This is a genomic window from Rhizobium sp. BK377, assembly GCF_014193935.1.
Lineage (GTDB): Bacteria > Pseudomonadota > Alphaproteobacteria > Rhizobiales > Rhizobiaceae > Rhizobium.
Window position 1 is genome coordinate 355,038 of record NZ_JACIAC010000005.1, and the last position, 23,341, is coordinate 378,378.

Annotated in this window: 21 protein-coding genes; 9 read left to right on the forward strand and 12 right to left on the reverse strand. The window is 59.0% G+C overall.

Annotation, left to right across the window (positions count from 1 at the left end):
- Positions 1–8: 8 nt before the first annotated feature.
- The 3 genes from FHT92_RS21320 to FHT92_RS29375 are packed head-to-tail and all read right to left on the reverse strand — an operon-like array spanning position 9 to position 5,888.
- Positions 9–3,488: an error-prone DNA polymerase gene (locus tag FHT92_RS21320; protein ID WP_183829034.1), complete on the reverse strand. Its 3,480-nt coding sequence runs from the start codon at positions 3,486–3,488 to the stop codon at positions 9–11.
- Complete coding sequence (locus FHT92_RS21325) at positions 3,485–5,032, reverse strand: DNA polymerase Y family protein (RefSeq protein WP_312858782.1); 1,548 nt, start codon at positions 5,030–5,032, stop codon at positions 3,485–3,487. Before FHT92_RS21325 ends, FHT92_RS21320 begins: the two co-directional genes overlap by 4 nt.
- The gene (locus FHT92_RS29375; RefSeq protein ID WP_246735525.1) at positions 4,944–5,888 is read right to left on the reverse strand and encodes an ImuA family protein; all 945 of its coding nucleotides are present in this window, start codon (positions 5,886–5,888) and stop codon (positions 4,944–4,946) included. Before FHT92_RS29375 ends, FHT92_RS21325 begins: the two co-directional genes overlap by 89 nt.
- Before the next feature lie 162 nt (positions 5,889–6,050).
- On the opposite strand from FHT92_RS29375, the gene FHT92_RS21330 reads away from it, so the two are divergent.
- Positions 6,051–6,488: a metallopeptidase family protein gene (locus FHT92_RS21330; RefSeq protein WP_183829040.1), complete on the forward strand. Its 438-nt coding sequence runs from the start codon at positions 6,051–6,053 to the stop codon at positions 6,486–6,488.
- A gap of 1 nt (position 6,489) precedes the next feature.
- Here FHT92_RS21330 and FHT92_RS21335 read toward each other — a convergent pair whose 3' ends face one another.
- Both FHT92_RS21335 and FHT92_RS21340 read right to left on the reverse strand, forming a co-directional pair.
- Complete coding sequence (locus tag FHT92_RS21335; protein ID WP_183749753.1) at positions 6,490–6,696, reverse strand: DUF1737 domain-containing protein; 207 nt, start codon at positions 6,694–6,696, stop codon at positions 6,490–6,492.
- Positions 6,696–7,601, reverse strand: coding sequence for an HpcH/HpaI aldolase/citrate lyase family protein (locus FHT92_RS21340; protein WP_183829043.1), 906 nt, complete (start codon positions 7,599–7,601; stop codon positions 6,696–6,698). The genes FHT92_RS21335 and FHT92_RS21340 overlap by 1 nt, the downstream gene beginning before the upstream one ends.
- 113 nt (positions 7,602–7,714) lie before the next feature.
- Between FHT92_RS21340 and FHT92_RS21345 the strand changes: the two genes are divergently transcribed.
- The 3 genes from FHT92_RS21345 to leuD all read left to right on the forward strand — a co-directional run bounded on the left by FHT92_RS21345 (position 7,715) and on the right by leuD (position 9,221).
- A complete protein-coding gene (locus FHT92_RS21345; protein WP_183749751.1) occupies positions 7,715–7,951 on the forward strand; it encodes a hypothetical protein in 237 nt (78 codons plus the stop codon).
- Between the two features lie 109 nt (positions 7,952–8,060).
- Positions 8,061–8,480: a VOC family protein gene (locus FHT92_RS21350; protein WP_183749750.1), complete on the forward strand. Its 420-nt coding sequence runs from the start codon at positions 8,061–8,063 to the stop codon at positions 8,478–8,480.
- 132 nt (positions 8,481–8,612) lie between these two features.
- Positions 8,613–9,221, forward strand: a complete 609-nt coding sequence (gene leuD, locus FHT92_RS21355) for a 3-isopropylmalate dehydratase small subunit (RefSeq protein WP_183749749.1) — start codon at positions 8,613–8,615, stop codon at positions 9,219–9,221.
- A 62-nt stretch (positions 9,222–9,283) separates the two neighbouring features.
- Here leuD and FHT92_RS21360 read toward each other — a convergent pair whose 3' ends face one another.
- Positions 9,284–10,216, reverse strand: a complete 933-nt coding sequence (locus FHT92_RS21360; RefSeq protein WP_183829046.1) for a pyridoxal-phosphate dependent enzyme — start codon at positions 10,214–10,216, stop codon at positions 9,284–9,286.
- Between the two features lie 180 nt (positions 10,217–10,396).
- On the opposite strand from FHT92_RS21360, the gene leuB reads away from it, so the two are divergent.
- Positions 10,397–11,509: a 3-isopropylmalate dehydrogenase gene (leuB, locus tag FHT92_RS21365; RefSeq protein ID WP_183829049.1), complete on the forward strand. Its 1,113-nt coding sequence runs from the start codon at positions 10,397–10,399 to the stop codon at positions 11,507–11,509.
- Between the two features lie 249 nt (positions 11,510–11,758).
- A complete protein-coding gene (gene lpxE, locus FHT92_RS21370) occupies positions 11,759–12,496 on the forward strand; it encodes a lipid A 1-phosphatase LpxE (RefSeq protein WP_183829052.1) in 738 nt (245 codons plus the stop codon).
- 341 nt (positions 12,497–12,837) lie between these two features.
- Here the strand turns inward: lpxE and FHT92_RS21375 are convergent, their stop codons facing one another.
- The 5 genes from FHT92_RS21375 to FHT92_RS21395 form a co-directional block, all read right to left on the reverse strand.
- Positions 12,838–14,724 carry an MFS transporter gene (locus tag FHT92_RS21375; RefSeq protein ID WP_183829056.1) on the reverse strand — a complete coding sequence of 629 codons (1,887 nt, stop codon included), beginning with the start codon at positions 14,722–14,724 and terminating at the stop codon, positions 12,838–12,840.
- 209 nt (positions 14,725–14,933) lie between these two features.
- On the reverse strand, positions 14,934–16,217 hold the full coding sequence (locus tag FHT92_RS21380) for an ABC transporter permease (RefSeq protein WP_183829058.1): 1,284 nt from the start codon (positions 16,215–16,217) through the stop codon (positions 14,934–14,936).
- Complete coding sequence (locus FHT92_RS21385; protein WP_183829061.1) at positions 16,214–16,903, reverse strand: ABC transporter ATP-binding protein; 690 nt, start codon at positions 16,901–16,903, stop codon at positions 16,214–16,216. Before FHT92_RS21385 ends, FHT92_RS21380 begins: the two co-directional genes overlap by 4 nt.
- A gap of 6 nt (positions 16,904–16,909) precedes the next feature.
- The gene (locus FHT92_RS21390) at positions 16,910–17,371 is read right to left on the reverse strand and encodes a hypothetical protein (RefSeq protein ID WP_183829064.1); all 462 of its coding nucleotides are present in this window, start codon (positions 17,369–17,371) and stop codon (positions 16,910–16,912) included.
- Between the two features lie 96 nt (positions 17,372–17,467).
- A complete protein-coding gene (locus FHT92_RS21395) occupies positions 17,468–19,222 on the reverse strand; it encodes an alkaline phosphatase (protein ID WP_183829066.1) in 1,755 nt (584 codons plus the stop codon).
- Between the two features lie 69 nt (positions 19,223–19,291).
- Between FHT92_RS21395 and FHT92_RS21400 the strand changes: the two genes are divergently transcribed.
- The 3 genes from FHT92_RS21400 to FHT92_RS21410 all read left to right on the forward strand — a co-directional run bounded on the left by FHT92_RS21400 (position 19,292) and on the right by FHT92_RS21410 (position 21,659).
- Positions 19,292–19,522, forward strand: a complete 231-nt coding sequence (locus tag FHT92_RS21400) for a hypothetical protein (RefSeq protein WP_183749740.1) — start codon at positions 19,292–19,294, stop codon at positions 19,520–19,522.
- Between the two features lie 112 nt (positions 19,523–19,634).
- Entirely contained in the window at positions 19,635–20,669 is a 1,035-nt protein-coding gene (locus tag FHT92_RS21405; protein ID WP_183829069.1) for an aspartate-semialdehyde dehydrogenase, read from the forward strand.
- Between the two features lie 168 nt (positions 20,670–20,837).
- Positions 20,838–21,659, forward strand: a complete 822-nt coding sequence (locus FHT92_RS21410; protein ID WP_183749738.1) for a lytic transglycosylase domain-containing protein — start codon at positions 20,838–20,840, stop codon at positions 21,657–21,659.
- A 53-nt stretch (positions 21,660–21,712) separates the two neighbouring features.
- On the opposite strand, the gene FHT92_RS21415 is transcribed toward FHT92_RS21410, so the two are convergent.
- A complete protein-coding gene (locus FHT92_RS21415) occupies positions 21,713–23,338 on the reverse strand; it encodes a GGDEF domain-containing protein (RefSeq protein WP_183829216.1) in 1,626 nt (541 codons plus the stop codon).
- Positions 23,339–23,341 lie beyond the last annotated feature (3 nt).

Sequence of the window (23,341 nt, forward strand, 5' to 3'; positions counted from 1 at the left end):
AGCGTCAATCAGTGGAAATTGCGCCCGCGCGGCATCACGCTCGCGGTCTCCGCGATATCACCATCCCTCGCCCTCTCTGATGGTCTTTTCTCGCCGATCTTGCTGAGCAGGTTGTCCCGCGCCAGGCTATCCGCCTCCTTCCGCTGCCGGTGATCCTGTGTCGCGCGCAACACCTCGTCCGAGCGTTCGCTGACGCCGAAGCGTTTCGTCTCTCGCTGAAGGATACCGAGCAGCGGCGTCATATCCTCGATACGTTCGACAACGGTATGGATGACGCCGCTCTGGCTTTGTAATTTGCCATAGATTTTCACGAGCCGGGCGCCCATGACCACGGCGCGGTATTTTTCGAAGACTTTCTTCCAGACGATGGCATTGGCAACGCCGGTCTCGTCCTCCAGCGTCATGAAGATCACACCTTTCGCGGAACCCGGCTGCTGGCGTACCAGCACCAATCCCGCGATGATCACGCGCCTCCCATTCGCAACGCGAAGCAGATCGACATTGCGCGTCACGCCCGTCCTGCCTAGCTCTTCACGCAGGAAGGAAACGGGATGCCCTTTCAAAGAGAGCGACAGGTAGCGGTAATCCTCGATGACCTGTTCGCCCGGCAGCATGTCAGGGAGTTTGGCAGCCGGCTCAGGCTGAGGATCGATGTGGCGAACCTTCTCGAAGAGCGGCAGTTCCTCAGTCGCGCTTTTCACATCCAGTGCTCGCACCGCCCACAACGCCTGACGTCGTGATAGTCCGATGGATTGAAAGGCATCTGCATCTGCCAGCCGCTCGATGACAGATTTCTGCAGGCCGGAGCGTAACCAGAGGTCACGTACAGAATGGTAACTCTCACCGCGGTTTTCGATGAGCTTTCCCATATCTTTAGGGGAAACACCCTTGATCTGCAGAAGACCAAGCCGAACAGCATGGCGAGTCTTGATGATATCCCGCATCTCGCCGTGACGAAAATCGATTGCTGCCGGCTCAAAAGCCGCCTCTTCAAGCGTACACTCCCAATTCGACAGATTGATATCTGCCGGCAGGATTTTCACCCCATGCTCACGTGCATCCCGCACCAGTTGCGCCGGCGCATAAAAACCCATCGGCTGCGAATTCAGCATCGCCGCGCAGAAGACGTCGGGATAATAGGCTTTCAGCCACGAGGATGCATAGACGAGCAGAGCAAATGAGGCCGCATGGCTCTCGGGAAAGCCATATTCACCAAAACCCTTGATCTGGTTGAAACATTGCTCCGCGAACTCAGGGTCGTAGCCATTTTTAATCATTCCATCCACGAACCGTTTTTGGAAACTATCAATGGTGCCGGTTCTCTTGAATGTCGCCATCGACCGTCGGAGCCGATCTGCTTCTGCTGGTTCAAAATCTGCCGCGGTGATAGCAATCTGCATGGCCTGTTCCTGAAACAGGGGAACCCCGAGGGTTCTTTCAAGAACAGTCTTCAGTTCCTCGCTTGGATATTCGATGGGAAGGTTCTTATTCCGCAGCTCTCTGCGCTTCAGATAGGGGTGCACCATGTCGCCCTGGATCGGACCAGGCCGGACGATCGCCACTTCAATCACGAGGTCATAGAAGATTCTGGGCTTCAGGCGCGGTAACATACTCATCTGCGCCCGGCTCTCAATCTGGAAAACGCCAAGCGTATCGGCCCGACCCATCATGTCATAAACTGGTTCGCCTTCCTCTCCGTGCTCCCTATTGCCGAGGTCGGCGAGTGTCTTTTTCACGTCGTAGTGCAACGCAAGCAGCGTGAAAGCCCTGCGTAAGCAGGTCAGCATACCAAGTGCCAGGACATCCACCTTGAGGATTTTGACGTTGTCGAAATCGTCCTTGTCCCACTCGATCATATAGCGATCCGGCATTGCCGTCTTCATGATCGGCACGACCTCGTCGAGCCGGTCTCGCGTGATGACGAAACCGCCGACATGCTGCGTGAGATGACGCGGAAAGCTGAGAAGCTCGCAGGCATATTTCAGCACATTCCGTGTCACTGGATCCTTGATATCGAGACCAGCTGCCTTGGCATCCCGCTCCGAGAGATTGTCTTCGGACCATCCCCAGACGAGGCTGCTGATCGCCGATTGAACATCCTCCGACAGACCGAAGGCCTTGGCGACCTCACGGCCAGCCGAGCGAGTGCGATAGCTGGTGACGGCAGCCGTCAGCCCGGCATGCATAATACCGTATCTTTTATAAATAGACTGAATGACTTCTTCCCGCCGCTCATGCTCGAAATCAACATCGATATCCGGCGGTTCGTCCCGATCCATTGAAATGAAACGATCGAAGAGGAGCGTGCTCTTTTGAGGATCGACTTCTGTAATTTCCAGGCAATAGCAGATAACCGAATTGGCCGCCGACCCTCGCCCCTGACACAGAACTTCGAGCACATAACGGGCGTGGTGAATGATCTTGTGAACTGTCAGGAAGTAAGAGGCGTAGTTCTTGTCGCCGATGAGCTTCAGCTCGTAATCGATCTGCTTCGCCACTTTTTCAGGAACGCCATCAGGATAACGTTTTACCGCACCTGCTCTTGTCAGCCTTTCGAGAGTCTCCTGCGGCGTTTCACCGGGATCGTTTTCAGGCGGATAATTGTGCTTTAGCTCGTTCAGCGAAAAGCTCAACCTGCCGAAAAAGACCTGCGTATTCTCGACCGCGCCAGGATAATCCCGGAACAGCCTGACTATTTCACGTGAATCCTTAAGAAAACGCTCGCCATTGGGCGCCAGGAGGAATCCGGCTTCAGATATCTGCACATGTTCCCGGATTGCGATGACGACGTCCGAAAGCGGCCGCCGCTCGGGGTGGTGATAGAGCGGTTGATTGGTGGCAATCAACGGCACGCGATTGCGGGCGGCAAGCATGGCGAGCACCGCAAAAGCCTGTCGATCACGACCGTCATAGGCTGGCGATAGCGCCATGAAAAATGTCTTGCGAAAACGTTTGCGAAATCGTTCCAGATAATCTTCTAGGACTGGCTGGCCGGGTGGATCATTCACGACAGTGCGATCAGGGACGAGGGCAAGCATCATCTCATCGCCCCATTCCATGAGCTCTGCTTCCGTCAGGATGCAGGTTCCCTTGACCGATTCTTCCTTCAGGTTGCCGACACTGAGCAGGCGACAGAGATTTGCCCAGCCTCGCCGGTTTTGCGGATAGGCAAGGATATCGGGCGTTCCATCGGAAAAGACGAGACGAGCGCCTGGCTGAATCCGGATAGGGTCGAGAATGATCTCCGTTTTCCCTTCCTTCTTTGCCTGAGCCAGGATCGCATCCCTGTTCTTATATCTTTCCTCGAGCTGTTCTGCCTGCGCATGCGCCCGCACCACGCCGGCAACCGAATTCCGATCCGCAATGCCGAGACCGCCGAGCTTCAGATAAGCGGCCTGCACGACCATCTCTTCCGGTTTCGACGCGCCTTCCAGGAACGAAAAATTCGTCCTCGTGCCGATCTCGAAGAACGCGGGCTCGGGTCTCATGCAAATACCCCATGCATGAACCATTGAGGATCGGGTTTCTGGCCATAGAGGCCGCGGCGATAGATCCAGAAACGGTGCCCGACCTCATCTTCGATCCGAAAGTAATCACGCGCCTGGACCTCATCCCCATCGATCCACCATTCCATGGCAATCCGTTCAGGGCCTTCGCTCCTCGCCACCTGATGCTGCAGGCGCCGCCAACGGAATGTCTGCGGCGCACCATCAGGCACCTCGGCAAATGCGACCTCGACCGGCTCCGGCGTTGCAAAAAGCCGCAGCGGACGCTCCTCACGGAAAGGAAGCGCGCTTCCCTGCTCCGTCTTCCGCAATGCCGGAAGGTTCTCCATTGCCGGCACCGTCATCACGGCACGCTCCGGCACATGGCTCTCGCGAAGCTGGAAGCTTTGCAGACAGTCCGGACCAAGCCGGGCCGCGACACGGTCGACAAAGCTCGAAAGCGAGATCTCCCCCTGGCCGTTCCCTTCGAAATCACCCTGCGCGTCGTTGAATGAATCATGCCGTAGCACATTCAGGCGCAGGATCTCGAAACCATAGCCGGCATCGATATCGTCATAGATCACCTGCAGACGCTCGGAAAACAGCCCGGCGACGAGCTTTGGTTCGCGAAGTGGTCGTGAGGCGCCGACGGAAATGCGGAAAACCCTGCCATCGACACGAAACAGCACCAGCTCGAACACCCGCCCGCCGGCGCCACGCGCCTCCAGGGACGGCTTCAGCGACACGGCGATTTGGCCGGTGACGGCAAGAATCTGTTCTTCCGTTCCAACCGGCTCGACCAGACGGCGTTCGGATGAGAGGCTGGGGACAGGAAGCCGGGGCGAGATCGGCTCCTCCTCGCGACCCAGCGCCTGATCGAGACGCAGAAGCAATGTCGGCCCGAAGCGGCGGGTCAGCGGCGCCCGAGGCGCATGGATGACGTCGCCAACATATTTGAGGCCAAGTTTCTTCAGGGCATCGACGGTCAGGTCCTCCAGCCGCAAGGCCGAGACGGGCAGCGGCATCAGCATGCGCTCCGTTTCCTCATCCTCCACCACGCCGCCCTGCCCGAAGCGGGAAACGGCCCAGGAAAGACCCGGCGAAGAGGAGATCGCACCGCGCGCATCGAGCCCCATATGGAAGAGCCGCGACAGGATATCCTTGAGAAGCACCTTCTCACCACCGAAGAGATGGGCACAGCCGGTAATGTCGAGAAACAGCCCGTCCTTGCCGTCGAGCGCTACCATCGGCGTATAGCGATCGCACCAGTCGGCGATCGCTTCCAGCAGCCGGCGATCGGCCGCAGGATCCTCTTCTACGACATCGAGCGCCGGATACATGGCGCGCGCTTCGGCAACACCCTGTTCCTTTCTCAGCCCCAGCTTCTCGGCGAACTCGTCCAGCGCCGTCAGCCGCATGGCATTGCTGAGCTTGCCGGAACAGACGAGGGGTGCCGCTTCAGGACGCCCTTTCGAACGCCAGGAGAGCCCCCACCGTCTGCGGGCGATGCGGTCCGTTGGCAGATGCGGAAAGCTGAGCGCCAGAATGCGCTGACTGTTCGCCTGGAGGGCGAGCGAAGCTTGGTTCGTCGATAGGGTGAAATTCGCGTTCATGGGGGTTCCACTCCAGAAGAAAGGAAAGCGGGGCCGGATTGCGACTCTTCTCCAGCGTGAGACGGAAAATCGGATTGCCGATGCTGCCGGAAAGCTTCGATCCGTCCGGCAGCGGCCGCAGGTCAGATGGCGCCGGCTCGACATGCAGACGGAAAGCGGCACTGCTCGCCTCCTCCTCCCCGGCCTGACGGACGAGAAAGAGCGGACGCCGGACGGCGCGTGCCCTGAGACTGAGTCGGCGGCTTTCGGTCAGGCCGAAATGCAAGGGATTGCCGCGCACTTCAAAGACGACGGCCGAGAAGGCAGCACATTCAAGGGCCGCTTCCGCCAGCCAGAGCGCATCCTCCAGTTTGCGCGGCGCGGCATGGAAAAACCTTTCCGGCTTCAGCCCGAAATCCTTCAGCCCCGGAGCATAGGGACGACCTGCCTCCAGTGTGCCGACGGCATCACCGATCCAGAGCAGCGGCAGCAGCCTGCCGGCATCCTCTTCCTGCTTCTGCAGTCGCGCCGCAATGGCCATCGCCAGACCGCTTACCGCCCCTGCATGGCCGGAACGCGCCGCACGGAATTCGGTAATCGCATCGAGCTGCAGGCCGCCTTCCAGGGCCTCATCGAACGGTTGAATGCCAAAAGACAGCCGAGGCAGAATGCAATCCTGCCGTCTCTCGCATCCTTCCGAGAGGGCTTCCCGTTCCGCCGCGGCCAGCGCCGGCGCGGATTTTCCCTCCAGTCGAGCAATGGTTTCGCGGAGCGCAAAAAGCCGCTCGCGCGCCAGGGCGGTCTGCGCCATGGCGTTCTCTCCATCCGTCTTGTTCCTGTTATGTTCTTATAGATTCCAGAGCTCTAATGAAGAGTCAACGGCCATTTTATAAGAATTTATTCCTGCCTTTGATTCCGCACTCGAAAATCGGCGATAAAGGCTCTATATGGGCCGGCAAAGGAAGGAATATTCATGGCCCACATAGACCGGAGCGATGATTGGCGGGACCGCCATGCGCCGACGATCAGCGCCTTCGAGTCGCTGGCAATGGACGCATACAGCCATCTGCCGGACGAATTTCGCAAGCTGACGACCAATCTGACCATCGAAATCGAAGACTTCCCCGATGACGAAGTTTTCGAGGACATGGCGCTGGAAACGCCCTTCGACCTGCTCGGCCTTTTCGAGGGCCGCGGCATTTCGGAGCGCTTTACCGTGGAAACCGGCGAAATGCCGAACCGCATCCGCCTCTATCGCCGTCCGATCCTCGATTACTGGGCCGAAAACGACGAAACGCTGGGTGATATCATCACCCATGTGCTGATCCATGAGATCGGTCACCACTTCGGCCTCAGCGACGACGACATGGAACGCATTGAGGCAAGCGCCGAAGAAGCGGCCGAACGCTGATTTATTGTTCGGACAGCTTCATGTCCGGGTGATAATCCTTGCCCTCGACCTCCTTGACCACGGCCTGGCCACACTGCATCTGGCCGGTCGCAGCGTTGAAGGCATAGGTGGGCGAACCGGACAGCGACCAGCCCTTGTTCAGCGCCGCCGTCACCTTGTGGCAGAAGGAAGCGTCGTCGGGACCGGTCAGGAAGCGGTAGAGTTTCATCAGGCGGGCTTTCTTGCGGAAATCAGGTGCGCTTTATGGACCAGAGCTTCGGCCTGGACAAGATGCAGCCGCTCGATCATCCGCCCGTTCACATTGATGACGTTGAGCCCTTCTGCAGCTGGATCGGCAAAGGCGGCAATGATTGCCTCCGCCTCCGCAATCTCTTCTGCGTCAGGCCCGAAATACCGGTTGGCGGCTTCGATCTGCGCTGGATGGATCAGCATCTTGCCCACAAAACCCATGCCGCGGCCCTGCCCGCATTCGGCGTCGAAGCCATCGGCATTCCGGAAATCGTTGAAGACGCTGTCCAGCGCATCGAGTCCATGGGCCTTGACCGCCAGAATGACCTGCATCAGCCACGGCACGAGATAAGTCCGCCCGGTCTGCGGCAGAACCCCTGTTTCCTTGCGCAGGTCGTTGAGGCCGACGACGAGGCAATCGAGCCGCGATCCCGGCGTGCGGCCGGATTCGGCGATCGCTGCGGCATTCAGCACGCCGCGCGGCGTCTCGATCATCGCCCAGATGCGCAACTCCTCCGGCGCATAGGCCTCGGCAAGCAGATCACTGATTGCCATGACGTCCTGCGCTTCGTCCACCTTCGGCAGGAGAACAGCATCGGGCGATAATGCCTTTATCAACTCCAGATCCGCCAGTCCGAATCCGGATGACAAAGAATTGATGCGGATGATCCTTTCCTTACCCTCAAGCGGCGGATCGGCAAAAAAAGCTTTCAGATTGTCGCGCGCTTCCGCCTTCTTCTCAGGCGCGACGGAATCCTCGAGATCGAGAATAACCGCATCGCAATCAAGGGAATGGGTCTTTTCAAGTGCACGCGCGTTGATGGCGGGTACGCTCAGTACCGAGCGGCGCAGACGCAGGGAACGAAGAGGTGGTGTTCGGCTCATGGACCATTAGTGCCAAGCTTCGTAAAGCCTCGCAAGACAACAAAAAGCCATGCTTGGCTTGCAGAGATGAAAAAGAAGGACCACATTCCTTTCCGTAGAAAGGTCTATAACCAATGCAGAACATTCGCTCCATCTTCTTCATGCTTGCTGGCGCCACCGTCTTCGTGGCCATGCTGCTTCTCACCTTCTCGGTCACGCTCGCCGTCGGCGGCATCCTGACCGTGCTCATGGTCGGCCGCGCCCTTTCGATGAAGATGAAGCCCGCTCCCGTGCGCGCCCGCGCTCGCGCTGACGGCAAGCGCGAAATGCGCATCTGGAATGACGGCCGCGGCACGATCATCGATCTCTGATCGCTTTTCGCTGAAATTCTGACCGACATTGTCGGCTCACACTCCCATGCTACGTCCTTGAAGCAGCCGAGCATTCAGCCGGCACTTCAAAAACGAATGGAGGACGAGCATGGACGCGATGGAGAGCAACCAGGCCAAGATGCCGCCGGTCAAGAATGGCCTGCTTCCCTATCTGACGGTCGATGGCGCGGCAAAGGCTGCGGAATTCTACAAGAAGGCTTTCGGCGCCGAACAGGCCTATATCGTGCCGCCCGACGAGAGTGGCCGCACGATGCATGTGCACCTTTATATCAACGGCAGTTCCCTCATGCTGTCGGATGCCTATCCGGAATACGGCCATCCCTTCAAGGGCCATGAGGGCTTTGCCATCCAGCTGGTGATCGACGATATCGATTTCTGGTGGGATCGCGCGGTGGCTGCCGGCGCCGAAGTGGTCATGCCGGTCGAACTGATGTTCTGGGGTGACCGCTACGGCCAGCTTCGTGATCCGTTCGGTGTGCTCTGGGGTCTGAACGCACCGTCCAAGTAGAGGTCGCGCAATCGGCAGGCCGCGGGAAACGTCGCGCGGCCTCCATCAGCGAAAGATTCTTCTTCATTTCGGCGGAAAACTGGAATAGATGCAAAATCAGAAAGTACGTTTTGCTGAAATGGAGCATGGGTCATGGATAAATTCGTGAAGCTCACGGGCGTCGCAGCGCCCCTGCCGGTCGTCAACATCGATACCGACATGATCATTCCGAAGGACTATCTGAAGACCATCAAGCGTACCGGCCTTGGCAAGGGTCTTTTCGCCGAAGCCCGCTACAACGAAGACGGTTCCGAAAACCCTGATTTCGTACTGAACAAGCCGGCTTATCGCGAGGCGAAGATCTTGGTTGCCGGCGACAATTTCGGCTGCGGCTCCTCGCGTGAGCATGCTCCGTGGGCGCTGCTCGATTTCGGCATCCGCTGCGTGATCTCCACCAGCTTCGCCGATATCTTCTACAACAACTGTTTCAAGAACGGCATCCTGCCGATCAAGGTCAGCCAGGAAGACCTCGACAAGTTGATGGACGACGCCGAGCGTGGTTCCAACGCCATTCTGACCGTCGACCTCGAAAACCTCGAAATCACCGGCCCGGATGGCGGCTCGATCAAGTTCGATCTCGACGAATTCAAGCGCCACTGCCTGCTGAACGGTCTCGACGATATCGGCCTGACCATGGAAAAGGGCACAGCGATCGACGAGTTCGAAAAGAAGAACGCCGCTTCGCACCCCTGGGCTGCCTGAGTCTAATGCGTTACCCTATCGATCAAGCCGGGCTTTCACCCGGCTTTTTTCTTTGCCCGATCTCAGAGAAACTTCTCTTTCCAGACATCAAGCTTTTCGAGTGACACGCCGATGCCGCCGCAGACTTCGATAAGCGGATTGTTAAAGCGCGACAACAGACCGGCATGCACGTCGGCAACGGCAAGGGCTGCACCGCAGGCCGGTTCGACCAGGATGCGTTGCGCATCGGCAAATTTCCGGCAGGCGACCACGGCATCGGCATCGCTGACGAGAACGCTTTCGATCGGGTGATGTTTCGGCAGATCGAAGACATGCTGCGCCACCTGCCGCGCGCCGAGCGAGGTGGCAATCGATGTAATGACCGGTAGCGAAATACGCTCATTGGCCTTGAGACTTGCGTGAAACGATGCAGCTCCTTCCGTCTCGACGGCAATGACGGGCACATCGGAAAGCCCGTTCCGCTTCAGCCCCTCGACGATGCCGGCAAGCAGCCCGCCGCCGCCGACACTGGTAACGACGCAATCGAATTTGACACCTTTTGCCACCACCTCATCGATCAGCGTCGCATGGCCATCCCACAGGAGTGGATGATCGAAGGGGTGTACATAAGTCGCCTTGCTGCTTTCGGCGAGCTCGATCGCATGGGCATTGGCCTCGTCAAAGACAGATCCATGGACCAGTACATTGGCACCCATTGCGGCAATCGTCCGGCGCACGTCGGGCGCCGTCGTCTCGGGCACGACGATCGTAACGGGTACGCCGAGCGCCCGCCCGGCATAGGCTGCCGCAATGCCGGCATTGCCGCCGGAGGCGCAGAAGATTTCGCGCGCTCCCTTTTGAACCTCGTGCTGGCAAAGCCGGCCGACGCCACGAAGCTTGAAGCTGCCGGAGGGCTGCATAGCATCAAGCTTCAGCCAGAGCGGCTTGCCGCTGGCACTATAATCAGCCGTAGTCTGGAGGAGGGGCGTGTCGAGATGGAGAGGCGCGAAGGACATGGAGAATATCCGAAAAAGAATAGGCGGAGCTGCCGTTTTAGCCCGTTTGCAGGCAACGGAGCAACCTGCGCAGATATCACATTACGCCGAGACAAGCGTACCGATTCACCCTTTCTCTCGCTTGAAATGCCCATTTCCGGGGTCTAAGAAGCCGCAGCTTGTTTTTCCGCGGAGGCTTTCATGACAGTGCGCAATCTTTTCCTGCTGCCGGGCGACGGCATCGGTCCCGAGGCCATGGGCGAAGTCCGCAAGATCATCGCTTACATGAACGAGGCGATGAGTGCCGGTTTCGTCACCGACGAAGGCCTCGTCGGCGGCTGCGCCTATGATGCGCATGGCGCAGCGATCTCCGAAGACGACATGAAGAAGGCGCTTGCAGCCGACGCCGTGCTTTTCGGCGCCGTCGGCGGCCCGAAGTGGGATAATGTTCCCTATGAAGTACGCCCGGAAGCCGGCTTGCTGCGCCTGCGCAAGGATCTGGAACTCTTCGCAAACCTGCGCCCGGCGATCTGCTATCCCGCACTCGCCTCAGCTTCCTCGCTGAAGCCGGAATTGGTCGAGGGCCTCGACATTCTCATCATCCGCGAGTTGACGGGCGGTGTTTACTTCGGCGAGCCGAAGGAAATTATCGATCTCGGCAATGGCCAGAAGCGCGGCATCGATACGCAGGTTTACGACACCTATGAAATCGAGCGCATTGCCGGCGTCGCTTTTGAAATGGCCCGCACCCGCAACAACCGCGTCTGCTCGATGGAAAAGCGCAATGTCATGAAATCGGGCGTGCTCTGGAACCAGGTCGTGACCGAGACGCACAAGGCGAAATATTCCGACGTGCAGCTCGAACATATGCTGGCGGATGCCGGCGGCATGCAGCTCGTGCGTCAGCCGAAGCAGTTCGACGTCATTGTCACCGACAACCTCTTCGGCGATATGCTTTCGGACGTTGCCGCCATGCTGACCGGCTCGCTCGGCATGCTGCCGTCGGCTTCGCTCGGAGCGCCCGACGGTAAGACCGGCAAGCGCAAGGCGCTTTATGAGCCGGTTCACGGCTCGGCTCCCGATATCGCCGGCAAAGGCATCGCCAATCCGATCGCGATGATTGCCTCCTTCGCCATGTGCCTTCGCTACTCTTTCAATTTGGTCAAGGAAGCGGACAACCTGGAAAAGGCGATCGCCAACGTGCTCGATAAGGGCATTCGCACTGGCGACATCATGGCACCGGGCAGCCGCCAGGTCGGCACCGTCGAGATGGGTGATGCCATCCTCGACGAATTCAAGGCCCTTTCTGCTTGATATTTCACGTGAAACGCTTTTCGGCCCTTCGCATCTCTGCGGAGGGCTTTTTATCGATTCCCGTTCCTATGAGTATGTCACGGCTGGTCTGGCAGTCGTCGCATCGGCGCATTGCCCCCTATCACGCTCGCTCGTACCGGTTGGCATTAGCAAAATTGATTAGAATTATCTAAGGAAGCCCGCTCTCTGTCGTAATCCTGTGCATTTTTATCGCCTATCTCATACCCAAGGGTTATACGGATAGTCGGAATGCGGGAACTTCTAGTCTCCTTGGACAGGCGCTGGCGCAGAAATAGACGCGTCATGCCATCATTGCGGTGGCGCGCGTGGTTTTTCATTACGCTGAACACTGTCATCCTTTCCATGCTGGTCTTCGATGCGCCGATCGGTTCCGGTCACCTGCCGGAGCCCATTCAGCGCTTCGGGGAAATATTGACCGATTTCGGCAACTCCGCCTGGCTGATCCTCACCAGCGTCCTGCTCTTCTTCCACGGCGGAGCTGGCTACAAGCTCCTGAAAAGCGCAAGGGCAAAGGCCCAGGCCCTTTATGTAAGCTGGATCGGCGCCTATCTGTTCACGACCGTCGTCTTTTCCGGCCTGCTCGCAAACCTTCTCAAGCGCATGATCGGCCGCGCACGCCCCGAACATTTCCAGGATCTCGGCGTGCTTTCCTTCACGCCCTTTTCCGGCCGTGCAGCGCTGGAAAGCTTCCCGTCCGGCCATTCGACCACCGTGGGCGCTTTCTTTGCCGCCGCCGCACTGCTCTTCCCGCGCTATCGGATTCCCTTCATCGCCGCCGCCATCTGGCTCGCCATGACGCGTGTGATGGTCGGCGCGCATTATCCGAGCGATGTCATTGCCGGCCTTGCCTTTGGCGCCTGGTTCTCGCTGCTGACGGCAATCGTCTATGCCCGCTACGGCCTGCTCTTCAAGCTTTGCCCGGACGGCTGGCCCATGTCCAAGCGATACTTCCCAGACGCATTGTAAAATGACACTCCTGCGGCATTCGTAGTCAATGTGGCAGACAAGGTCTCGCCGGCATGAAGCGCTGGTGGAGACGCTTGGCGATCTCATCGAGGCTGCAAGCTGAATACGACGCGGTCCTCTGGAAAATTCACAACACCGTCGCGTCGGGCAGATGTGGAAGGCAACAGGAACGGCTGATGCTGGAATCTACCTTCGTGCGAGAAGGTCACGTTGACAGTCGCTAAATCTGACATTTCCTGAAGAGCGTTAAAACTGGCCTGCATCTCCTGCACCCTATGCGGCATGAAAAACCCGGCGCCTTATGAACACCGGGTCTTTGATTTCAGAATAGTCGACGCTCCTTAGTCCAGCGCATGAATATCCCGGTTCTTGGTTTCCGGCAGGAACAGCACGCCGATGACCAGCGTGATCGCTGCGAAGACGATCGGATACCAGAGGCCATAATAGATGTTGCCGGCGGCGGCACTCATCGCGAAGGCCGTGGCAGGCAGCAAGCCGCCGAACCAGCCGTTGCCGATATGATAGGGCAGCGACATGCCGGTATAGCGGATGCGGGTCGGGAAGAGCTCGACCAGCAGGGCCGCGATCGGGCCGTAAACCATCGTCACGTAGAGCACGAGCACGAACAGGATGGCGATAGTGCCGATCCAGTTGACGCGGGCAGGATCGGCCACCATCGCGAACGAACCGCCGCCAGGGATCGTGTAGACGGCCATGTCCGTCACGCTTTTCGCTTCATCCGCCGTCAGCAGCTTGCCGGCAACGAGTTTGTCGGCCGGCAGCGTTTCCTTCTGGCCCGCGCGTATCGCGTCGGCATTGAGGCTGAGCTCCGGATTGGCGGCGATGAAGGCATCGAGCTTGGCATCGGCAACCTTGGCAGCACCGCGCTTCAGCGGATAACCGGCATCATGAAGGGCAAGATTGACGCCCTTTTCGAAGGCGGCATTGGTCTTGGCTGCATCGGCGCCGGCTGCGACGGCGTCATAACCTGTAATGGTATTGTCACCCACCTTCACGGTCGCAGGCTGGCCCGCCGGACCCGGCACCACGTCATAAGGCACTGAGTTCTTGGTCAGGAACGCCGTTGCGATATCGCAGGAGTTGGTGAATTTCGACGTGCCGGTCGGATTGAACTGGAATTTGCAATCCGCCGGATCGGCCGTCACCGTTGCCCGGATCGTCGCCTGCGCCTCGTAGAGAGCCGGATTTGCCGTATAGGTCATCGCCTTAAACAGCGGGAAATAGGTGACCGCTGCGATCAGCAGGCCCGCCATGATGATCGGCTTGCGGCCGATTTTATCCGACAGTCCGCCGAAGATGACGAAGAATGGCGTGGCGAGGAAGAGGGCGATGGCAACCATGATGTTGGCCGAGTAGAGATCGACCTTCAGCACGCTCTGCAGGAAGAACAGGGCATAGAACTGCCCGCCGTACCAGACGACTGCCTGACCCATCGTGGCGCCGAGAAGCGCAATCAGCGCGATCTTCGCGTTCCGCCACTGGCCGAAAGCTTCCGTCAGCGGTGCCTTCGACCCCTTGCCTTCCGCCTTCATGCGCTGGAAGGCGGGCGACTCGTTCATCTTCAACCGGATCCAGACGGAGATACCGAGCAGGACGACCGAGACGAGGAACGGAATGCGCCAGCCCCAGGCGGCGAAGGCAGTTGTTCCCATGATCGACTGGACGGTGACGATGACGATCAACGACAGGAAAAGGCCAAGCGTTGCCGTCGTCTGGATCCAGGACGTAAAGTAGCCGCGGCGGCCGTTCGGCGCGTGCTCGGCAACATAAGTCGCCGCACCGCCATATTCGCCACCGAGCGCCAGGCCCTGCAGCAGGCGCAGGCCGATCAGGATGATCGGAGCGGCAATACCGATGGAGGCAGCACCGGGCAGGATGCCAACCAGGAAGGTCGACAGACCCATGATGAGAATAGTCACCAGGAAGGTGTACTTGCGACCGACGAGATCGCCGAGGCGGCCGAAGACCAATGCGCCGAACGGTCGCACCAGGAAGCCCGCAGCGAAGGCGAGAAGCGTGAAGATGTTACGCGTCGCTTCCGGATACTGGGTGAAATAGGTCGCGCCGATATAGGTGGCGAGCGAACCATACAGATAGAAATCATACCATTCGAAAACCGTGCCGAGCGACGAGGCGAAGATGACCTTCTTCTCCTCGCCCGTCATCGGACCGGCTTTCACGTTGTCGACGCTTGCGACATTTGCCATTGTCTGTCCTCCACAGAGTGATGAGCAACGGTCGCGGCCTACTCTCCTCGAAGCACATCCCTGGCCGCGACACGCCTGAGAAGAGTTTGACAGAAAAGACGCGTCAGAAAGAGGGATGCTTTGGGATTATGACTTTAGTCTAATTTTGCGCGCAAATTGTCGCAGCATGGCTCCTGCCATGGCGGAGCAGGCATGGCACGCCGCAATCATCATCCCCGCAAAGCCTGGGCCGGAGACTGTCGGTAGGCGAGCATCGCCGGCAAGGCAGCGAGGACAGCAGCGAAGGCGAGAAAGATCATCGCAAGCGTTCCGTCTTCGGGTGCGAAGCCGACAGGCAGGTTGACACCGCTGCTTTGCGAGAAGAAGCCGGAAAGAATGCGTGCTGCACCATAACCAAGTGTAAAACCGAGCCCTATTCCGACAGCGATGAGGATGAATAACTCCAGCCAGACAATGCCGAAGATCGCGCCGCGTGGAGCACCGAAGGCGCGGAGCGCGCCGATCTGCCGCCGACGCTGGCCGATATGGATAACGGTCACGAGGATCAGCGAGGCGGCAACGAGCACCTGCGCGCCGGAGGCGACGGCAACGAGAATCTGCTTGGCATCGCCGAGCGTCGCATAGAGATTGGTCAGCACCTCGCCGGGAAAGACGGCAATCGTCGCGCCGTTGCGATAGTCCTGCCGCAGCTTGTAGGCATCGGCAATCGTCTTCGGCTTGACGAGGATGGCCGGAAGGCCGGGCGTTTCCGCGGTCCACCTCCCGTTCAGGCCGGCATGAGGGTCGGGCTCCGCATGAGGGTCGACATCCTCATGTGCGCTTTCCACGTGTGCGGCTTCCTCATGATGATCGGCCTCCGCGGCGTGGTCGTGCTCATGCTCTTCGGCAGCTTCCAGTCCGTGAATATGCCAGACGGCCTGGATCGGAACGAGAATGGCGCGGTCCCAAGCTGCGCCCGTCGGCTGCAGGCGCCCGATCACGTGATAGGCAAGTTCCGTATGGGTATGGCCGCCGGTTTCGATCGTGCCGTGCATCGGCTTGATTTCGCTGCCGATGGCAAGGTCGACGCTCGCGCCGATGACAGCCTCGCCCTCACTGGCGAACGCCCGGCCTTCCGAAAGGCCGCCGGAAATCGTTTCCGTCAACACCCTCGTCGTGCCGACGATCGGATAGCCCGCGAAGGAATCGCCAAAGCCGACGGGAGCAGCCCATTCCACGCGCGGATCGGCGGCAAGCTTGGCCAGGACGGCGCCGGACATCAGCGGCAGTGCGGACGGCTGCAGGAAAACGGATGAGAGCACAAGCTGGGTCTCGCTGCCGCCAGCGCCTATGACGAGATCGAACTTGTCTGCCGCCCGCGCACTGCCGAGACGCAGAGCCCGTTCCTGCAGAATGACGGATACGCCGAGCGCCGTCGCAAGCGCCACCAGCAGCACGACAACGACGGAACCAGCCCACAAGCGGCGCAGATCTGCGAAGATGAAGCGGATCATGCGGCCGCTCCCTTGATGGTGGAATCCTCCACGATATGGCCGGACTGAAATATCAGGCGACGATCGAGGCGGCCGACAATGCGAGGATCGTGCGACACGACGATCAGGGTGCTGCCTTCGGTCGCGGCAAGATCGAGCAGCAGATCACCGACCGTATCGCCGCTTTCCGCATCGAGGCTGGCGGTCGGTTCGTCGGCGACGATGACGCCGGGCCTGCGCAACAGTGCCCGAGCGATGGCCACACGCTGCATTTCGCCGCGCGACATAGTCTCGATCTTCTGCCAAGTACGGCCGACGCCAGCGATCTCGAGAAGATTATGGGCACGTTCGATGACCGCCGATGTGGCAGCACGGGCAAGACGCGCGGGCAACAGCACGTTTTCGACCGCCGAAAGCCCAGGAAAAAGATGAAACTCCTGCATGACCAGTCCGATATTGGCGGCGCGGAAGCGGTCACGGCGACCTTCGGAGAGTGCGGCAATATCTTCGCCATTCCAACGGACGCGGCCTTCGCGAACCCGCTCCAATCCGGTGACGAGGTTGACGAAGGTACTTTTGCCGGAGCCCGAGGCGCCGGTAACCACGACACGGCTGCCGGCAGCAATCGATAGATTATCGATGGCGAGCGCAGGCGCCGAAAGACCGGGAAACGTCATGGCCAGATGTTCGATTTCAAGATCTAGCATCGATACTCAGACGCTGGAATATTCAGCCTGGCGGATACGCAGCAGGCTCACAAAGCCGGTTTCAGGATCCTGCCAGGATCCATATTCCAGTTTGCCACGCACCTCGATCGTCTGGCTCGGCTGTACGAAAGTCTGCTTTTCCCCGAGATAAACGACGACGATATTGTCAGGCCAGTCGGCATCCGACGAACAGAACGGGCAGAGCGACATCGGCACTTCAGTCAGCACGAAGAATTGCGCCTCCGCCTTCAGCGGCGGAGCCATGAAGCCCTTCATGCTGATGTCCTTACCGGCAAGCGCTTTCACCTTGTCGGAGAATTCGAGCCCGAGCACACCGAACTTGCCGTAGAGCTCGTTAAAGGTGAGTGAAGTATCGGCAGCACGAACAAGGGACGTGGTGAAGGGAAGCATAACGGCCGCGGCCATCAGCCGGCGTCTGCTGAGCTGCGACGAAGGAAATTTTTCCATGGCGATCTCCAGGAACCAAATCCCGGCCGTCGGGCGGCCGGGATTATGATCGATGAAAGAGGCAAGGCCGGCCCGGGCCTTCGGATCAGCTCGGGATCAGTTGGTCTGCTTGGCGCCGAGAGCGAAGGTATCTGCCAGCACGCGGTAGACATCGCTCTGTTCCATATAGCCATGGAAGCCTTCAGCGCCCGGACCGGCCGACTGCAGCACGACATCGTCTACAGCATGGACGCCGCTCTCGCTGCTCTTCGGAAGATTGCCCTGAACGAAGACCGCGCCGGGAACATCCTTATACTGTTCGTTGGCGACATATTCCTTCTTTTCGTTCTGGATCGCCGGAACGAACGGGCCTTCGAGCTTCGGACGGAAGGTCTCGTAGTGGTCAGGGCCGTTGTTGGCGCTCAGGAACAGGCGGCGGCTGACGTCGATCTTGTCGGGATAACCGTCGCCGTTTTCGTCCTTGTAGTTGGGGAAACCGGCTTCGGCATAAGTGCCGACCTTTTCGCGCATTTCCGTGCCCGGCTTTTCGTCATCGACCGTGCCGATGATGGAAACGCCATGCGTGTGGTCACCGGTGACGACGATCAGCGTGTCCGGATGGGCCTTCTGGAATTCGCGGGCTACGCCGATCGCCTTGTCGAATTCGATAGTGTCGACGACGGCGCGGTCCCAATCGAGCGGATGGGACATCTTATCGATCGAGGACCCTTCCACCATCAGAAAGAAACCATCAGGATTCTTGGACAGACGATCGAGCGCGACCTTCGTCATGTCGACGAGGCCCGGCTGGTTCGGGAACTTCTCGACAGTGCCCTTTTTCAGGAATTCGCGATCAAGCGTGACGTCCATATTGCCGGTGTGGAAAAGACCGAGGAGATTGCCTTCAGCCGATGCATTGGCTGCGAGCTCATTCTTGTCCGTCGCGAGCTTGTAGCCGGCGTCCTGGAACAGCTTGATGTAATCCTGATTGTCCTTGCGCTTGGAACCGGCAACCTCTTTGCCGAGAAAATAGGCTGAGCCGCCGCCAAGGAGGACTTCCGGCTTGACGTCGAGCAACATGCCGACGATGTCGGCCTTGTCGCTGCGGTTGCGGGTATGGGAAACGACGGCAGCCGGCGTAGCGTCTTCGACTTCAGCCGTCGCAACGATGCCGACCGATTTTTTCGTCATGCGGCGAACGGCTTCTGCGAAGGTTTCGACGCGCGGATCATCGAGCGAGGACGGCGTGCGATCTGCGTAAACGCCGATCGCGTTGACGGCCGTCTTGTGGCCCGTCATGAAGGCCGACATGGTATTTGCCGAGTCCGTGGAAACGGCATTCGTCGCCGACGTTCCGATGAACGCCATATGATCGAGGTCGTCCATGTTCAGGCGGCCATTCGCTTTGCCTTCCGTCATGCCCTTGGACATGATGCGGGCAGCCGTGCGGTGCGCGACGGAAAGCCCGTCGCCGAGCAGGAAGATGATGTTCTTTGCCTTCGGCTGGGCCGCCGTGTCGTAGACGTTCCAGGTCACGGACTTCGTTTCGTCGCCGGCGGCGACCTCGACCTTGTAAGCGCCCGGAGCGGAAATCTTTAGGCCACGCAGCAGGAGAGCGGAACCGAGAGCCTTGTCTTCCTTGCCCTTTTCCAGCTCGACGAACTGTGCCTCGCCGCCGAGGACGGTCTTGTAATCCTGGCCATTGACCGTGATTTTCACGTCTTCCGGCTTGACCTGCTTGCTGAGCTCGACCTTGAAATCGAACGGCGAACCGACAAGAATCGTAGCGCGATCAAGCGGATAGACCGAAGCTGCCTGCGCGGCGCCGGCTAGAATCGTGGTGGCCGCGAAAGCGGCGAGAAGCATACGCATGGAAAAACCCCCGTTTTTCGTTGCAGTCGTTGCAACTGCTCGGAAATACCCCCCGGCAGTGACAGACGGATGACGAAACACCGCAGCGCTGCAGTACCCTTCCCCTCTTCTCATCGCGCACGCAAACACCTTGACTCCTGTGGAAAACCTTTTATGAGCAACGACGGAAAAGGAATATCCATGGTTCGCCACGAGCACGCCATCGCTGAGCGCAATAACCTGGCAGAGAATGCCGGGCTGGATTTTGCCGTTCCGGTTTCTTCCAAAACCAAGGCCAAAACGACGACGAAAACCGTCTGACGTCTCTGGCCTGCCGCTCTCTCCCCGGCCCGGCCGGGGACAGGAGGTCGCGATGATGTCGCGCTTCCCCCCTCACCGGACAAGAGGAGAGAAGAGAAAGAGAGCTTGAGAAATGGGTTTCAAAGTTGCAGTCGCGGGTGCGACCGGAAATGTCGGGCGCGAAATGCTCAACATTCTCTCCGAGCGTGGTTTCCCGGCCGATGAAGTCGTCGCACTCGCCTCCGCCCGCTCCCAGGGCACCGAGGTTTCCTACGGCGACCGGACGCTGAAGGTCTCGAACCTGGAGAACTACGATTTCTCCGACACCGATATCTGCCTGATGTCGGCCGGCGGCGAGGTTTCCAAGCGCGTCTCCCCGAAGATCGGCCAGCAGGGCTGCGTCGTCATCGATAATTCCTCGGCCTGGCGCTACGACGCCGACGTGCCGCTGATCGTTCCGGAAGTGAACCCGGACGCGATTTCGCTCTTCGCCAAGCGTAACATCATTGCCAATCCGAACTGCTCGACCGCCCAGCTCGTCGTCGCGCTGAAGCCGCTGCATGACTTCGCCAAGATCAAGCGCGTCGTCGTCTCGACTTACCAGTCGGTTTCCGGCGCCGGCAAGGATGGCATGGACGAACTCTTCAACCAGACACGCGCCGTCTTCGTTGCCGACCCGATCGAGAACAAGAAGTTCACCAAGCGCATCGCTTTCAACGTCATTCCGCACATCGACACCTTCATGGAGGACGGCTACACGAAGGAAGAGTGGAAGGTTTTGGCTGAAACGAAAAAGATGCTGGATCCGAAGATCAAGGTGACCTGCACCGCGGTCCGCGTTCCCGTCTTCATCGGTCATTCGGAATCGGTCAACATCGAATTCGAAAACGAGATCACTGCCGACCAGGCCCGCGATATCCTGCGCGACGCACCGGGCTGCCTCGTCATCGACAAGCGCGAGGATGGCGGCTACATCACGCCTTACGAATCCGCGGGCGAAGACGCGACCTATATCTCTCGTATCCGCGAAGATGCGACCGTCGAAAACGGCCTTAACATTTGGGTCGTCTCCGATAATTTGCGCAAGGGTGCGGCTCTTAATGCCATCCAGATCGCCGAATTGCTCGTTAATCGCGGCCTCGTCAAGCCGCGCAAGCAGGCAGCCTGATACCATTTATAAACCATAATATGCTAAAGCCCTGCTCGACGAGCGGGGCTTTTTCGGGCAGACACCGTCGTATAAGCGCTCGCTAAAAGGTGATCGTGACAAAATCGCCGGTGGCTGGCATTCTCCTGCCCGGCTAAAAGCTATGCAGATCGAGAGCGGGGTTTCTCAATGCGCATGATAAAATTGATTCTGGCGGCCGCCGCGACAATGGGCGTCCTCCATGCAGCACCGGCGTTCGCGCAAGGGGCACAATGCGGCAATACCAGTGCCGGCTTCGAGGACTGGGTGGCCGATTTCAAGCAGACGGCAGCAGCCAATGGTGTAAGCCAGTCGGTTCTCAACCGCGCCTTCGCCAATGTCAGCTATAACCGGCCGACTATTTCAGCCGACCGCGGCCAAAAGAGCTTCAAGTTGTCTTTCGACGCTTTCATGAAGAAGCGCGGCGGTGCCGCCGTCATTTCCCGCGGCCGTTCGATGAAAGCCGCCAATCAGGCTCTCTTCGCCTCGATCGAGCGACGCTTCGGCGTGCCGGCCGGTCCGCTGATCGCCATCTGGGGCATGGAGACCGGCTTCGGCAGCTATATGGGCAGCCAACATACGATGTCCGCTGTCTCTACCCTTGCCTATGACTGCCGCCGTTCGGAATATTTCACCGACCAGCTTTATGCAGCCTTGCAGCTCGTTTCGGAAGGCTATCTCAGCCCGCAAGCCCGAGGCGCTGCCCATGGTGAAATCGGCCAGACGCAGTTCCTGCCGCGCAATGTGGTGCGCTACGGCGCTGACGGCGACGGCGACGGCCGCATCGATATGGTCGGATCCCGCGCCGATGCGCTGGCCTCGACTGCCAATTTCCTCAAGGGCCACGGCTGGCGTGCTGGCGCCGGTTACCAGCCGGGTGAGCCGAACTTCGTCGCCATCCAAGGCTGGAATGCCGCAGCCGTCTATCAGCAGGCAATCGCCTATATCGGTCAGCAGATCGACGGCAACTGAAGAAACATCGGTAGGAAAATGAACACGAGCGCCGCATGCGAATGCGGCGTTTTTCATTTGCGGAAGTCGTGGGTTCCGCCGGCACTCTTGCGGCGCTCTTCCTGCGATGCCGCGGAAGGAACAATCGGCCCGGCAACGACGCAATTGCGTCCCGAAGCCTTCGCCGCATAGAGCGCTAGGTCAGCACGCTTCACCAGATCGTCGAAATTGCGATTGCTGACGGCATTTGCGCGCCCCGCACAGCCGAAGCTTGCCGTCATTCGCAGACGCTCGCCACTCGGAAGCGCGATCTCAGCAGCCTCGATGGCCAACCGGACACGTTCGGCAACGACCGCCGCATCCTCTGGTGTCGAATCCGGCAGCAGCGCCATGAACTCCTCGCCGCCGTGGCGAACCAGCAGATCGAAGGAGCGGAAACTTTCCCGCGCGACGCCGGCTACGTGCTTCAGGACGATATCGCCAGCATCATGGCCATATATGTCATTGATTTTCTTGAAGTGATCGAGATCAAACAAAACGACCGAAATCCAGCGTGATCCATACTCGGCCTGCATCAGAAGCGCTAAAGCAGCAGCCTCGAAGCCACGGCGATTATAAAGGCCCGTCAGAAGATCGGTCTGGGCAGCATTGCGCAGCTCGTTGATGAGCAGTTCACGCTCTTCGGTGACGCGGGCAACGAGACGGATACCCCGAACAGCAAGCGCCACAATAAGGGCAACGAGCAGCACCAGTCCGGATGACAGCGCAAGTACGACCGTCATGTGAATATGCGAGCGCATCGACAGCTTCTGTCCGGTCACATGAATATCATCGGTGACGGAGGCAATTTTTTGCTGCAGGAAATCCAGCCGCTTATTCTGGATACCGATCCATTTGTCTCGGATCGCCTTGTCCGGCCGCAACGCACCGGAAACCATGGCATTTGTGAAGGTATCGGCCCAGACCTCGTCGGGCTGAGACCTATAAGCAAGGATTTCCCGTACGACAGGCGAGGAAGAATGAAAACGCAAGCGATCCATGCCGTTGCCGAGCATTGTTTCGCCTTGAACGAGCTGTTCATGCGACATGGCGGAAAAGTCGGCTCGATCGAAATAGCGCTGGCCAAGATTGCCGATCAGCCGCTCGCCGTAATAGGTCAGCAGGATACTCATCAGCTCGCTGGATTTGCGTAACAACACAGGATCATGGATCCTCGACGAAAGCGACTCGACAAGTCCGAGCTGCTTCAATCCGGCCTGTCCATAGATATGAACGGGGTTGCCGCCTTTGCCGTAATAACCTCGATCGACCGCCGAACGTGTCGCAACGATACGGCTGTAAGCGAGGCGGAGATTGGCAAGTTGTGACTGTAGACCAAGATCGAGCGTTTCAACGGGCGGGAGGCTGGCGTTGAAACGCGCGCGTTCGCTGTCGAGTGCGCTGCGCCTTTCCATCATGGCAGCCTTGGTCATCTCGTTGGGATTATTAATGTAAGTTCGCGCCGCGACGAGTTCCGCCAGAATTTCATTGGCAGCAATCGATCCTCCGCGGGCAAGGACGTCGGCAAAGAGATGATCGTTTTCGAGCGCGCGGTATTGCATGAGCGAGAAGCGGATCAACACTACCCCTTCGGCAATCATGAAGACGAAGGGCAGCAGAACGGCGGCGAGAACTACCCTTCTGATATTCTTGAATTTCACCAC